7 protein-coding genes are annotated in these 15,936 nt (G+C 50.9%); 2 read left to right on the forward strand and 5 right to left on the reverse strand.

The window, feature by feature from the left end; translation table 11 throughout:
- Positions 1–42: 42 nt before the first annotated feature.
- From E1919_RS22745 to E1919_RS22765, 5 genes are all read right to left on the reverse strand, one after another.
- Entirely contained in the window at positions 43–1,245 is a 1,203-nt protein-coding gene (locus E1919_RS22745) for a sensor histidine kinase (RefSeq protein WP_162055708.1), read from the reverse strand.
- Positions 1,235–1,807 (reverse strand): chemotaxis protein CheB, encoded by a 573-nt coding sequence (locus tag E1919_RS22750; protein WP_162055709.1) that lies wholly within the window; start codon positions 1,805–1,807, stop codon positions 1,235–1,237. Before E1919_RS22750 ends, E1919_RS22745 begins: the two co-directional genes overlap by 11 nt.
- Positions 1,807–2,637 (reverse strand): CheR family methyltransferase, encoded by an 831-nt coding sequence (locus E1919_RS22755; RefSeq protein WP_162055710.1) that lies wholly within the window; start codon positions 2,635–2,637, stop codon positions 1,807–1,809. Before E1919_RS22755 ends, E1919_RS22750 begins: the two co-directional genes overlap by 1 nt.
- A complete protein-coding gene (locus tag E1919_RS22760) occupies positions 2,627–6,637 on the reverse strand; it encodes a response regulator (RefSeq protein ID WP_162055711.1) in 4,011 nt (1,336 codons plus the stop codon). Before E1919_RS22760 ends, E1919_RS22755 begins: the two co-directional genes overlap by 11 nt.
- Positions 6,638–6,858: 221 nt before the next feature.
- Positions 6,859–7,161, reverse strand: coding sequence for a hypothetical protein (locus tag E1919_RS22765; RefSeq protein WP_162055712.1), 303 nt, complete (start codon positions 7,159–7,161; stop codon positions 6,859–6,861).
- Positions 7,162–7,616: 455 nt separating this feature from the next.
- Between E1919_RS22765 and E1919_RS22770 the strand changes: the two genes are divergently transcribed.
- Both E1919_RS22770 and E1919_RS22775 read left to right on the forward strand, forming a co-directional pair.
- A complete protein-coding gene (locus tag E1919_RS22770) occupies positions 7,617–11,363 on the forward strand; it encodes an SBBP repeat-containing protein (protein ID WP_162055713.1) in 3,747 nt (1,248 codons plus the stop codon).
- A 69-nt stretch (positions 11,364–11,432) separates the two neighbouring features.
- A complete protein-coding gene (locus E1919_RS22775) occupies positions 11,433–15,077 on the forward strand; it encodes an SBBP repeat-containing protein (RefSeq protein WP_162055714.1) in 3,645 nt (1,214 codons plus the stop codon).
- Positions 15,078–15,936: the final 859 nt, after the last annotated feature.

Genomic DNA, 15,936 nt, shown 5'->3' on the forward strand with positions numbered 1-15,936 from the left:
GAAGCACAAGCGGAAGAATGTGCAGGAATGGTTTAGCAGGTTTTACTTGAGATAGACTTTAAAAGCTGATCCCTTCCCCAGCTCACTGTTAAACTCAATTTTACCGCCGCAGTTTTCAACGATTCTCTTGACAATTGCCAGTCCCACGCCTGTACCCTCCACGTGCGTATGCAGCCGCTTGAACATGCCGAACACCTTTTGCTGGTCCTGCTTTCTTAGACCAAGGCCATTATCCCGCACGGTAAGAAGCGTAAAATCATTTACGGCAGTTGTGGTCACCATTATTTCAGGCTTTCTGTCGGGGGAGCTGTATTTAATGGAATTGGAAACTAGGTTATAGAGGATGCTCCGCAGGTTTTTTCTGGAAAAGGAGATCTCCGGTGCCTGCGAAAAATCATCTGTTATCACCGCATCGTGTTCCTCCGTCATGTCCTTGATGTTCAGTTTTACTTCTTCCAGCAATTCCTTAAAACTAACTTTATCTTTTTCTGTGGCAGCCTCATACTGCACTTTCGCTACTTCTGTTAAATCCAGCAGTATGTTCTTAAAGCGGCTGATAGAACTGTGCATCATTTCCATAATGGGTGCCACCCCCTCCGGATGAGGCCCTTTGTCCTGTAAAGTTTCGTGCAGCGCTGTCATCAGCCCTTCAATGTTGTTGATGGGCGCTTTCAGGTCATGCGACGCAGTATATACAAAATTGTCCAGGTCTTTATTTACCATGGTGAGTTCCCTGGTGCGCTCTTTCACCCGTTCCTCCAGTTGCTGGTTTATTTCAACTGTTAGTTTGTTCACCTTCTCAAGCTCTTTCTTCTGCAGGTAAAACCGGACAAACGTAGAGACTTTTGCCTTGGTGATGTATGGATGAAGGGGTTTAAACAGGAAATCCACAGCTCCGGCCTCGAAGCCCTCTATCACGTGTGCATCTTGCTCGTCTATGGCGGTAACAAAAATGATGGGGATGTTCCTGGTTTTGGATATGTCCCGGAGGTAGCGTGCCACCTCGTAACCGTTCATGCCTGGCATCTGCACATCCAGCAGAATCAGGGCAAGCTCTTCCTGCAGCGCAATTTTTAAAGCCTCCTCCCCTGAACTGGCAAAAAGGTAAGTGATATTTTCATCTTCTTTTGACAGTAAGCTTTCAAGGCTGACCAGATTTTCAGCCTTGTCATCAACCAAAAGAATTTTTACCGGGTGAATGCCGGAAGCCAAGGCAGTTGGTTGAGTATATGGGTCAGTGGTCATGTAAAGAGAGTAAAAATGAGTGAATACGCTCTAATTTCATTATCCTGCAGTCAGGGATAATATCTATAGCCGATAAAGGCATGGTGTCTACTTCAGCCTCTTCAGGATCTTGTACTATGGCCATGCCTCCTTTATCAAAGATATAACTTAATCCTGAACTTCCATCTTTACTAGCCCCACTCAGGAGAATTCCGATAGTGTTTTTACCAAAAACATCCGCAGCACTCATGAAGGTCACATCAATGGAAGGCCGTGAATAATTCTCTAACTCTGAAACATCTAATGAAAAAGTATGGTCTTTCTCCAGCAGCACATGATAGTTGGATGGCGCCAGATAAACATACCCAGGCGCCAGCTTCTCCTTCTCTCCTATCTCCACAGCTTTCAAAGAAATCCGTTTCTCAAACAACTCCTGCAGGTTCCCTTCCAGGTTTCTCAACCTGTGCAGTACCAGTATGATGGGTATGGGGTACGTTGCCGGCAGCTCCTTCAATACAGACAGCGAGGCATGGATCCCTCCCCAGGAGCCGCCCATTACTATCAACTTCGATGACGTTTCCATCAGTCTGTTTTGCGGTATATCCTGTTAAGCTTGTCTACGGGGTTATAGCTGCTGCTGATTTGCGACATAGACAAGGTTTCTTTCTTCCCAAGGGCCAGGTAGCCCAGGCTCACCAGGCTTTCATCAAACAGCTTAAAAACCCTCTCCTGGAGCTCTTTGTTAAAGTAGATGAGCACGTTTCGGCACAGAACCAGGTGAAACTCATTGAAAGAAGTATCACTCGCCAGGTTATGAGGATAGAACACCACATTCTTTATCAGGGACGAATCGAATTTCACGCTGCCGTAATTGCTGTTATAATAGCGTGAAAACTCCTGAGTGCCTCCTGAAGCATAATAACCAGCTGTATAGCCCGTCATGTTAGCAGCTGAAAAAATACCTTCTTTCGCCTGCTTCAGCACCTTCTGGTTTATGTCTGTGGCATAAATCTTTGTCCTGCCTAGCAGGTCCGCCTCCTGTAAAAGTATAGCCAGCGAGAAAAGCTCTTCGCCTGTGGAACAACCTGCGTCCCATATCTTAATAAAAGGGTAAGTAGAAAGGATAGGCAGCACATTATTGCGCAGCGACAGAAAGAAAGAAGGGTCACGGAACATCTCCGTCACATTCACGGTAATTTCCTGCAGAAAATTCTCAAAGAAATAACTGTCGCCCATCAGTGCTTTCCGCAGATCCTCCAAAGAACTCAGGTGCCTGTGCGTCAGAAACCGCTTAATCCTCCTGTAAACTGATGCCCGCGCATAGCCATTAAAGTCATACCCGTACTGGGTGTGCATCTCTCTGATCAGCACCTCAACATCCTGCTCAAAATGAGCGTCATCACTAAACTTCATAAAGCCAAACCCGCATTAAGGTTAACAACTTGTCTGTGTCTACTGGTTTAGGCACATAGTCTGAGGCACCTGCTTCTATACACTTCTCTTTATCTTCTTTCATAGCTTTGGCCGTAAGGGCAATAACGGGAAGTTGCTTAAAACGCAAATTTTCCCGGATTCGTTTTGTTGCCTCAATGCCATCCATTTCCGGCATCATCACATCCATTAGCACGATATGGATTCCTTTTTCCGTTTCCAGCTTCTGAAGCGCCTCTTTACCATTGTATGCTGCTATTACCTCCATACCATGCAGTTCAAGCAAGCTACTCAAGGAATAAATGTTTCGAACATCGTCATCTACCACCAGCACTTTCTTACCTATCAGAATCTCTTCCGGCACATGCAGCTTCATTTTAAATCCATTCCCCGTCGGTAGCTTCTGGTTTACCTTGTGCAGGAACAACTGCACCTCATCGAGCAGGCGCAAATAAGAGTATTCATTTTTGATGATAATGGTGTTGGCAAACTCTTTCAGCGCATTCTCTTCCTCCTCGGTCAGGTCCTTCCCCGAATAGATGACAATCGGTATAGCCGCCAGGCCTTTCTGGGACCTGAGGTTTTTCATCCACTCATACCCTTTCATGCCCGGCAGGTTCAAGTCGAGGATAATGCAATCCACTTTCTGCCTGGCCAGTATGCGCTCTGCCTCCTCGGCAGAGTATGCGGATGTTGACTTAAGGCCATGCGCCAGCAGCAACTCCGCCACCGCCTTGTTCTCAATCTCATTATCTTCTACAATCAGGATGTTCTCGATGGAGGCGTCTGATAGTCCGGAGATAGTGTTAAATGCATTGTTCAGCATTTCAAGTGTTACCGGCTTGGGCAGATACTCTTCTTTATCTACAGCCTCTCCAATCACCTCCTGGTCGTAAGCCGACATCACGTGCACGCTGGTATGGCGCAGGTCCTTATCTTCCCTTATCTGCTTCAGCACCTCCCAGCCGGTGGTATCCGGCAGGTGGATATCGAGCAGAATAGCATCGGGTTTCTCTTCCCGGGCCAGGCGAAGCCCCTCTTCTCCGGTATAGGCCTGGTATATTATAAAATTCTTGGCGGCGGCAAAATCAGCCAGTATGTCGCTGAACCCCTTGTCGTCTTCCACTATCAGCACTGAGACAGCCTTTTTTTCCTTTGGCTCTATTTTCTCAAACACATGCCGTACCGATTCTGCTTTTCTTTCCGAAGAGGCTGCAGCCTGCTTCGCCGGTACCGTTTTGCGTGCCTCTGCGAAAGGTACTCTCGGCAGGTACAGTGTAAAGGTGCTTCCCTTGCCCGGTTCGCTTTCCAGCATCAGTTCACCACCTAAGAGCGTTGCCAGTTCTTTGCTGATGGTGAGCCCAAGGCCAGTGCCCCCATACTTGCGGGTAGTGGAAGTATCCTCCTGCTGGAATGCCTCAAATATCACCTCCTGTTTCTCCTTCGGAATGCCAATACCCGTGTCGCGCACAGAAAAGGCAACAATATCTGCCTGCTCCCGGAGCTGCTCTGATTTAAATGCCGGTTTCTTATGGACCGGATAAATGGAAAGCGCTACCTCGCCCCCCTCACCGGTAAATTTAATGGCATTCCCGATAAAGTTCTTCAGTATCTGCTCAAGGCGGAAATGGTCCGTCACAATGGCGTCGAAGCTGCCTGGGGTATAGTGTTCGCTGAAACGGACTTTCTTTCTGGCAGCCATCTCCCCGAACAAGGGCTCCAGCGATATCTCCTCCAGCTTTATCTCATCTGTCTCCAGCCTAATCATACCTGACTCTATCTTCGATAGATCCAGAATCTCATTGATGAGTTTCAGCAGGTCGTTGCCAGACTTATGGATGATGCTGGCATGGTCAATTTGCTTTGTTGATAAGGTGCTCTCTGCATTATCGGCCAGCAGCCTGGAAAGGATCAGGATACTGTTCAGAGGCGTGCGCAGCTCATGCGACATGTTGGCCAGGAAGTCGCTCTTATACTTACTCACGGTTTCCACCTGCTGTATCTTCAGCTCAATGGCTTCCCGCGCACCTTCCAATGCCTTGTTTTTGGTGTTGAGTGCTTCGTACTGCTCTTCCAGCAACTGCGCCTTTTCTTCCAATTCCGAGTTCTTCTCCTGTAGCTCCTCCTGGTTCACGCGCAGCTCTTCTTCTGATGCCTTTAGCTCCGCATTCAGCTGGCGTAGTTCTTCCTGCTGTGTTTCCAGCTCCTCCGCCTGGTTCTGCGTTTCGTAAAGAAGTTCCTGCGTTTGAAGGTGTACTTTTAGGGTATGCACGACCACAGATATTCTTTCAGAAACGGCATTAAAGAATTTCTGCTGCAGCGCACTGTATGGCTGGCGGGCGCAAAGCTCCAGAGCTCCCACCAGACGGGATGAAAAATAAAGCGGTATGATAATGATGGAAGCCGGTTCAATATCTGATAGTCCGGTTCTAATCTTCATGTACTCCTCAGGCACATTCTCCAGCACTTTCACTTTTCTTTCGCTTACCACCTGCCCTACTTTGCCTGTACCTACCTCAAAAGATGGAAGTTGATCTCTGCTGTACTGTATGCCGTAACTGGCTGCAGGCTCCAGTTTTCCGTTATTGTTGTGTAGGTACAGGATTCCTGCCTCAGAGCCGGAATAATCACATAAAAAGGAAATGGCCTTATCAGCTATGCTGTTCAATGCTGTTTCTCCGCCAAGCAGGTTGTTCAGTTCTGACACCCCCGTCAGAACCCAGCTTCTGTTTGAATTTTCAGAGGTAAAGGCCTGAAGGTTCTCCTTCATGTCTTTAATGGCATAACTCAGCACGTCCTCCTCACTCTGCACCGCTACTTGTACATCGTACCTGCCCTCCCCAATAGCCTGTGCTACCTGTGAGAGCGCAATATTTTTGTCTAGTACACCCCTGAAAGACGCTGCCACACTGCCAATTTCATCTTCGCTGTCGACATTGATTACCACATCAGTAGCACCCAGCTTAATCCGGTCAGCAGCTATTTTTAAGGTAGCGAGCGATTTAGAGATTGTATTGATAATGTAGATGCAGAGCACAACCGCCAGACTCAACAGTAGAAGGACAACGACAGTTAGGAACGCCAGGTATTGCTGCTTTTGGCTGCTCTCTGCACTTACCTGTTCCATGATCCTGTTTATCAATAAATCCTCTGCTATCCTGTAGTCTTCAATGCTTTGAGTGAATATATTAAAAGTCGCGTTTGTTTCTAAACCTGACACATCTAGCAAAGGATTGTTCTCTATTGCCTGCAGGGTGGCAGCTATCTGCTTATAATTTTCAGATGTGAGGATAGCCTGGACCTCATTTACTGACGCGCTATTAGCATATCGGTTAAAATCACTCAAAGCGCTGTTGTAAAAACTAATTTGAGATCTAACCAGCGCGTAATCATCATAAGAAAAAGCGCCGCTCTGAATCACACTCATCAACAGACTTCTGATTCTGCCTAGCTGAATTTTCGCCTCTGCCAAGTTTCTGAAACTTATTAATTGCCTTCCTATCTCCACATCACTGATACCTGTTGCATTGGCATCCAACCTGTCCAGGAAAGTAAAAATCATATCAGTTGAATACCTCCTGAACTCTATCACATCCAGTTCGTTTTTATCCAGGTCATTACGATACCTGGTAAGGTCGTTCATCAATGCCAGTTCAGGAAACGCACGTCCGGAGTCTTCCAGAAAATCTTTCAGGTTTCTTGCTGCTGCATCTGTTGCGCCTCTTTGTGCTTTTGCATCCAGTATAAAAGTAGCTTCCCCTCCTGAAGCTGCCAGAATACGCGCCCGCTCCCTCTGAATTGCATGTATAAGATTAGAGATTTTTTCAGATTCCGATAGTTGGACCGTTTCCTGCTTCAATTTGTTATTTTCTTCGAGTTCACGCTGAACTGTGACAGTAACAAAGTAAATAAGTGGAAATAGCAGCAGGGATAGTAGTAGTAATAATTTATTTCTGATTTTTAAACGATTGACTATGTTCATTGAGGGAGCTTAATTTCTATCCAAAGTGGCAATTGCACTGCAAATTATAAAAACGCACTTAATATTTTTCTATCTATGTTGTTCCTCAACAAAAAGGAAAAGAACAGACCAGGCATAGAATGGCAAATCAGGGCATAACTTGAAAGTTTTACTTAGGTGTGTTGCCTTACTTCTACATTCTCCCATCATCACAAAATGGTGATAAAATTAGCAGATTTACTCTATTCCCGCTCGATCACAACATACTTTGCTGAATACCCATTGCGCTTATAGAGTTCCTGCAGTGCCGTGATGAGCGATCTGATGGCTGCCCGCTGCGTATTCTGATTGCTGATCGGTTCCAGGTAGTTTTTGTATCCTTTCCCTCTGATGCGCCACACATAGTGCCTTGCTTCTTCCTCCTCTACCTCCTCAAGCCTTTTTGCCACGACCACACGCCGCATATAAGGCAAAGCGGACTTCATACTCTGGTAATCTGAAAATGCATAGAGCCGGTAATAAGAGCTCAGCTTAATAGAATTCATAAAGGCAAAGATAATGCGCTACACGCATAACTGCTATCCATGTAGCCAGGGCAGGCCAACTGCTCTTTCATGTTGTGAATAAAAACAATAGATAAAGGCAGCCACTTCAGTACCTGCTCAGCTGTTTTCATGTTCTCAATTTGCATTTGCTCCTCCAGTTACTGCTGCGCCTGAACGGAAGCCTATAGAGAAAACCAGAACAAAGCGTCTTCTAACCCCCGTAACACCCTCTATTACAACCCTTAACATACACGTAAGACTAAACTACACCTCGATTCCGCTTTATAGTACAATTAATAAACAGACCAATACAGCACACGTAGATATTAAGAGGCCCCCACTACTTTCGTGCTTTCTTGTTAGCTCCTCACCCTGCAGCTACCTCTTTAGCCTGCCGCGCATGCAGGAGTCTTACTGTTTATTGCTTACTGTTCAAACCACAAACCATATTTGTTATGAAACAAAGCATACTACACCAGGGATTTCAGTTAATACTATTCTTAATTTGCTTACCAGCACTGGCACAGCAGCCAGAGTTGGAGTGGGCCCAGCGTTATAATACAACCTCCGAGGCGGCAACGAGCTCCCCCAATTCTGTTGCCGTTGATGCCGAAGGCAACAGCTACGTGTCAGGTGTAAGCCGGGGCACCATTGTAGGGCGCGTGATAACAACGGTAAAGTACTCTCCCTCTGGCGAGGAGCTGTGGGCCGCGCAGTTCGTGCAGCCAGAGGGCTATTCCATACTGACAGGTATCGCTCTTGATAATGCTGGTGGTTTATACATCACCGGTTTAAACCGCGCCGAGGACTCCTATAATGAGTTTGTTACTATCCGCTACCATGCCTCCTCAGGAGAGCAGACATGGTTACAGCGCTACAGGGGGCCCGGTGAGGGCAACGATGAAGCCAGAGCCATCGCCGTGGACAACACTGGTGGCGTTTACGTTACCGGCTCAAGTACAGGCGAAGACAATGGGACCGACTATGCCACTATCCGCTATGATGCTGCGACAGGTGAGCAGACCTGGGTGCAACGCTTTGACGGACCGGAAGGAAGCAACAATTCACCTGCTGATATCGGTCTCGACAACGCTGGCGGCGTGTATGTTGTAGGCACTATACACTATGGCTCCTCTTCCGATTACCTCACCATCCGTTATGATGCTGCCACAGGAGAGCAGACTTGGGAACAGCGCTACAACGGTCCTTACGACGAAAGTAGTGTCTCTTACAATATCTATGAGGACAGAGCCTCGGACATTGCCGTTGATGATGCGGGCGGGATATACGTCACCGGAACAAGCTTAGGCATAGCCAACACTGGAGAAGGTTATGCCACTGTCCGCTACGATGCTGCCACAGGTAAACAAACCTGGGTGCAGCGATATAATGGGGATTTAAACGGTCCAGATGAACCCAACGATATTGTTGTAGACAATGAGGGAGGCGTTTACGTCACTGGTGACAGCTATGAGTCTGATGTCGCAGGCCTTGTCTTTGCTACCATCCGCTATGATGCAGCCACAGGTGAGCAGGCGTGGGTCCAGCGCTATCAAGGGCCCTCCAGCTATTCAGATGCCAGAGGCATCGCCGTGGATAACGCCGGCGGAGTATACGTAACGGGCATCAGCTATCTAAACATCCCTACCCATTTAATCACCATTCGATACAATGCTGACAATGGTTTGCAGACATGGATCCAACTAAACGAAGCCAACGCCAACGAAGTAAATACAGACATAGCAACTGACAACAATGGAGGGTTATATGTTATAGGCTCGAGCGAGTCTCAATACCTCACTACCCGCTACGAAGCCGCCACAGGCGAACAGATATGGGAAGAGCGATATAGAGCGTCGGTTAGTGTAAACGTCGCTGCGATAGCTGTGGCTACAGATACCGAGGGAAACAGCTACGTTACAGGAACGGCCGACCCAAACCAGATGACAACTATCAAGTACTCCCCCTCTGGCGAGCAACTGTGGGTTGCGCAGCTGGCGGAAGGATCTACCCCCGCCGCTATCACTGTAGACAACGCTGGCGGGATATATATCACCGGCAGCTTGAGTGATGGCACTTCATCTGACTACCTTACCGTGCGTTACGAGGCCGCTACGGGCAGACAAACGTGGATGCAACGCTACGATGGGCCCTATAACGGGCCTAGTCAGAATGATGATGAGGCAACAGCCATTGCCGTTGATAACGTCGGAGGAGTTTTTGTAACAGGTGCTAGCTTGGGGGATGGTACTGGGTACGACTACGCCACCATCCGTTACAACGCAGCAAGCGGAGAGCAGACATGGGTACAACGCTACGACGGGCCACCTAGTCAGCGTGGCGAACAGGCCACAGCGATCGCCGTAGATAACGCAGGCAGCGTATTCGTTACGGGCACTAGTTCTATCTATGACTCCGATTTTGCCACCATCCGCTACGATGCCGCCACGGGTGAGCAACTGTGGGTCCAACACTACAACGGCCCCGGCAACGGCGCAGATGAAGCCCTAGCCATTGCTTTAGACCAAGCGGGCGGTGTGTTCGTCACCGGCAGGACAAGAGACGATACCTCCATTGACTATGCCACCGTTCGCTATGCCAGTGCTACAGGTGAGCAGACATGGGCTCAGGTTTATAGCGGTCCCGGCAACAGCACCGATATAGCCACTGCCGTGGCCGTTGACAACGCTGGTGGTGTTTTCGTCACAGGCCAAAGCTTTGGCGAGGGTACTGGATATGACTTTGCTACCATCCGTTATGACGCTGCAACAGGCGAACAGATCTGGATCAGACGCTACAACGGATCCGCGAATGTGTACGATCTTGCCAAAGTTGTTGCCGTGGATAACGCCGGCAGAGTATACGTCACCGGTACAAGTAATTCCGACGAGCCCTCCGCCAGCTTCACCACCGTCCGCTACGATGCCGCCACGGGCGAGCAGACCTGGATAGATCACTACAGCGCACCCGGCAGCATTAACAATGAGGTCGCGGACATGGCCCTGGACGTCAAGGGGAACATCGTCATCACCGGCGTGGGCGAATTTCCGGATACAGGCATGGATTACTTCACCATCAAGTACAGCCAGCAGGCCCAGTGCCCGGAATTGGCTGAGGCCGCCATCTCCGGCAGCACCACCGCAGCAGCCGGCTCCTCCGGCTCAGTCTACACCCTCTCCGGCTCCGGCGCCAGCTCCTTTGCCTGGAGCATCACGGGCAGCGACGGCAGCGCGTTCACCGACTTCACCGGACAGGGCTCGAATGCTATCACCATTGACTGGCCCTCCGGGCCTGATGTGTTTAAGGTGAGCGTGGCCTACGGCGGCGGCGAGGGCTGCCCCGGCAGAGTTGCCGCCCACTATGTCTATGTCTTCGACTCCGCTGCCGGTTTCGTGACCGGCGGGGGCTGGTTCCACTCCCCTGTCAGCACCGCCTATGAGTACATGCAATCTGAGGGCAGAGTATACCTGGGCCTTTCTGCCAGGTACAGGAGAGGGAGTGAAAATCAGGTGCAGGGGGCAACGCTGATCCTGCTCGAGAACGCCGCCTTTACCTTCAGGAGCACGTCTTACGAGGCCCGGGCGCTAGTTATCTCCGGCAACACGGCCTTCTACAGGGGGCGCGGCTCGGTTACCTACGTCGATGCTCCCGCCAGCCTCGTTACCGACGAGCGCCAGTTCGGCTTTCTGGTGGCAGCCACCGACGGGCAGCTTAACAGAGGCACAGCGCAGGATAAGTTCCGCCTCAAGGTCTGGGCAGTTAACCCTGACGGCTCGCAAGGACCTGTTGTTTACGACAGCCAGGCAGCCTGCCCATCAGCCAGCCTGGATGATAACGCCCTCCCCTGCACCGACCTGGAACGGGGCAACATTATTATACATAAACCGCGCAGCGGTAACATATTCTCCACCTCCTCTCTTCCCACCGAAGCAGCTCCAGGGGCACCTGGGCTGGAGGTCTACCCCACAGCTGTCTCTGACAGGGCCACTCTGCGCTTCTCCCTTGCCAGCTCCGACGACTACACACTGGAGCTCTATGACATGAAAGGCGCTCTTGTCAAGCGCATAGCCGCCGGCGCGGCCGAGGCTGGCAGAAACTATGAGCAGGAGTTCTCTGTGGAAGGGGTGGGCAACGGGCTCTACATAGCCCGCCTCTCCACAGGCACGGAGGTGCAGACAGTCAAACTCGTAGTAGAGCGATGAAGACAGGAAAGAATACTTTACATATAAGCGTGAAGCGAAAGTAGGAAATAACAGCAAAACATATCAGTCATGAAACAAAGTATATTACACCCATTATTTCGGTTACTACTGTTCTTAATTTGTTTACCGGCACTAGCCCAGCAGCCGACGCTGGAGTGGGCACAGCGCTATCACGGAACCTCTGAGGCAGTAGAGACTGCGTTAGGCTTTGCCGTTGATGCCGAGGGCAATAGCTATGTGACAGGCCTGAGCGAGAGTCATATGGAGGGCACTAAGACAACAACGGTGAAGTACTCTCCCTTGGGAGAGGAGTTGTGGGTTGTACACGAACAGCAGATGTGGACAGTGTACGAAACCAGTTACTATTTGCCGGTGATTGCTGTCGACAACGCAGGAGGAGTGTATATTACTGGCTCGTCTACCATTCGCTACGATGCGGCCACTGGCCAGCAGACATGGAGCCACCCAACAGGGGCGACGGACATTGCCATTGATAATGCAGGCGGTGTATACGTCACAAGCAACGACACAATTGACAATGTCCTTCTCATCCAACGCTTTGACGCTGCCACTGGCCAACAGACCTGGAGCCGGAAACACGACAGGAGTCAACAACCCCATATTCCTGATAACAGCACGGATAGAGAGTTATATCTTACCGTAGGCAACGGCGGCTTATTTATTTTAGGCGTTACAACCACTCCAGCCACTGAAGGAAACTTCAGAGAATACTTCTTAGCAAGCTATGATGCTGCCACAGGCGAGCAGATCTGGGATCAACCCTTCGGCGAGGAGCCCGACGCTAGTGCACTCCCCAGAGGCATAGCCGTTGACAACGAAGGCAGCGTATACGTTATTGGAGTAGAACGACAAATCATCCAAAACAGACTGTCGAACGACAGAAACTATCTCACAGTCCGCTATAACGCCACCACAGGCGAGCAAGTTTGGGCCGCGCGATACTATGGTGGGGAACGTAGAATGGCTTACATCTCCGACATCACTGTTGACAATTCCGGCGGTGTGTACGTTACAGGTGAAGCTTATGAAAGGGACCATACCGAAAGCTTTTACGCCACCATCCGTTACGCCGCCGTCACCGGGCAGCAGGATTGGGTCCGGCGATACAAAGGCCCCTCTAGCTATAGTGGAGCCAAAGCTGTTATCGCGGATAATGCAGGCGGCGTGTACGTTACAGGCAACAGCCATTTAGGGCCCGCCGAAGAAGCCTATATCGGCACCGTCCGCTATGATGCTGTCACAGGCGAGCAAACCTGGGCCCAAAACTACTCAGGACCCGCCTTCGGCGACAATGAAAAGGTCACTGCCATCGCCCTTGACAACACCGGCGGCCTCTACCTCACTGGCTCAAGTGAGTTTGACTACCTTACTATCCGCTACGCCGCCGCCACCGGCACGCGGGCCTGGACCAGGCGATACAATGTACCAACCAGTTCAGAGGCCACTCCTATAGCTGTGGCCGTGGATGCTGCGGGCAACAGCTACGTGACAGGGGACAGTCGCTACTCCGTGAGATACACAACACAAACTGTGGTGACGCAAAGGATAGAAACTGTTAAATACTCACCCGAAGGAGAGCAACTGTGGGTAACGCCGTTCGAGGACTACGAGGGAATTGAGCAATTCTCCAGCGCCGCAGCCATTGCTGTAGATGACGCCGGAGGTGTGTACGTCACAGGCTACATCCGCGCATTCAGCGAAACCTACTACGCCACGATCCGCTACGACGCCGCCACAGGCGAGCAGACATGGGTGCAACGCTACGACGGTCTCGCCCAAAACGACCAGGCCTCTGCTATTGCAGTAGACAACGCTGGAGGCGTATATGTCACCGGCCCGCAGGCCTTCATCCGCTACAATGCTGCCACCGGTGAGCAGACTTGGTCCTACCCCTTCAAGGGGGCCACAACGTTAGCGGTTGATAACACCGGTGGTTTATACATACCCGGCCGTGTTACCGCCCGCTACGATGCTGCCACACGCGAACTGACTTGGGGGCAAGTCTACAACGACCAGATTAGCGACAACAACAGAATTGAAGCTATTGCTGTTGATAACCTGGGCGGATTGTATATCACCCGCCAGCACACTACTGTCCGCTACAATGCCGCTACCGGCGAACAAACCTGGGTCCAGCGATACGGCAGCACCAATGCAGATATAGCGACCGCCATGACCGTTGACAGTGCGGGCGGGGTGTTCGTGACAGGTAAAAGCAGTGGAGACGGCACAGGAAGCAATTACCTCACCGTCCGTTATGACGCTGCCACAGGCGAGCAGACATGGGAACAGCAATTCGCCAACAAAACTAATGGAGCCGTCGCCATCGCTGTGGATAACGCCGGCAGAGTATACGTCACCGGCACAAGCGACTTCGGCGAGCCCTCCGCCAGCTTCGCCACCGTCCGCTACGATGCCGCCACGGGCGAACAGACCTGGTTTGACAGCTACAGCGCGCCCGGCAGCACCAACAACGAGCCTGTGGACATGGCCCTGGACGGCGAGGGGAACATCATCATCACCGGCCTGGGCGAATTCCCGGATACAGGCATGGATTACTTCACCATCAAGTACAGCCAGCAGGCCCAGTGCCCAGAATTGGCTGAGGCCGCCATCTCCGGCAGCACCACCGCAGCAGCCGGCTCCTCCGGCTCAGTCTACACCCTCTCTGGCTCCGGCGCCAGCTCCTTTGCCTGGAGCATCACGGGCAGCGACGGCAGCACGTTCACCGACTTCACCGGACAGGGCTCGAATGCTATCACCATTGACTGGTCCTCTGAGCCTGATGTGTTTAAGGTGAGCGTGACCTACAGCGGCGGCGAGGGCTGCCCCGGCAGGGTTGCCTCCCACTATGTCCATATCTTCGACCCCGTTGCCGGCTTTGTAACCGGCGGGGGCTGGTTTCATTCCCCTGTCAGCACCGCCTATGAGTACATGCAATCTGAGGGCAGAGTATACCTGGGCCTTTCTGCCAGGTACAGGAGAGGGAGTGAAAATCAGGTGCAGGGGGCAACGCTGATCCTGCTCGAGAACGCCGCCTTTACCTTCAGGAGCACGTCTTACGAGGCCCGGGCGCTAGTTATCTCCGGCAACACGGCCTTCTACAGGGGGCGCGGCTCGGTTACCTACGTCGATGCTCCCGCCAGCCTCGTTACCGACGAGCGCCAGTTCGGCTTTCTGGTGGCAGCCACCGACGGGCAGCTTAACAGAGGCACAGCGCAGGATAAGTTCCGCCTCAAGGTCTGGGCAGTTAACCCTGACGGCTCGCAAGGACCTGTTGTTTACGACAGCCAGGCAGCCTGCCCATCAGCCAGCCTGGATGATAACGCCCTCCCCTGCACCGACCTGGAACGGGGCAACATTATTATACATAAACCGCGCAGCGGTAACATATTCTCCACCTCCTCTCTTCCCACCGAAGCAGCTCCAGGGGCACCTGGGCTGGAGGTCTACCCCACAGCTGTCTCTGACAGGGCCACTCTGCGCTTCTCCCTTGCCAGCTCCGACGACTACACACTGGAGCTCTATGACATGAAAGGCGCTCTTGTCAAGCGCATAGCCGCCGGCGCGGCCGAGGCTGGCAGAAACTATGAGCAGGAGTTCTCTGTGGAAGGGGTGGGCAACGGGCTCTACATAGCCCGCCTCTCCACGGGCACGGAGGTGCAGACAGTCAAACTCGTAGTAGAGCGATGAAGATAGGAAAGCCTACTTTACATATAAGCGTGAAGCGAAACAAAGAAGGATATAGTAGCAAAGCAAAAGCACAAATTCGGCACAACAGCAACCGCGTTGCATATTGACTCAGCAGCGGTGAGCTCACTATAGAGCTATTTTAACTATTAGAACAATGAGATCTTTACTACAAGAAGCTCCCTACAAGTATGCATCTATAGGAGCTTATAATCTTGTGTATATGTTTGAATACAGTGCAATTCGCTTCTGCCACCTCTCATGCTGAGCATACCATTCTTCCTTCCATTGAACAACACATATATTTCAATCATATTGTCAGCAACTGGGTTAAAATAAGCTAAGCCCGATATTTTTTTACAACCCACTGCTTGCAAAGCGGGAAAAGCTTCCTACCTTTGCATCCCGTTTCGGCAGGAGGCGGTCAGGAAGAGGGGTTGTTAACACAGGCTCCACGGACTAAAGAAGAAGGAGAGAAAGAGAAGAAAATACTTCTCCTTGGGTATTGCGGAAAGCAAAACATTTCGTACCTTTGCAACCCGCTTCAGAAGGAGGTTGGAGATTTTGAAAAGCAGAAAGAGACAGGAAAATAAACTTTTTCTTTTTTATTGCGAGTCGGGAAAAGGTTCTTACCTTTGCATCCGCTTCCGGAAACAAGGCGACAGGCCCTGCGGAACAACACTGAAAACACCGGCATCGTGAGATGCCCTACGGAAAAGAAAGATGTTCTTTTCACTACGTTCTTTGAGAGATTGATTGAGACAGAAAATTTAAGGTAATCCGCGCGGGTGATTGTTGAAATCAGCTGCGTCAGCTCCTTCCCCTCACGGGGAAGGGGGTAATTTTAGGGAAGCCGGGGTCG

This window comes from Pontibacter pamirensis (assembly GCF_010015475.1).
Taxonomy (GTDB): domain Bacteria; phylum Bacteroidota; class Bacteroidia; order Cytophagales; family Hymenobacteraceae; genus Pontibacter; species Pontibacter pamirensis.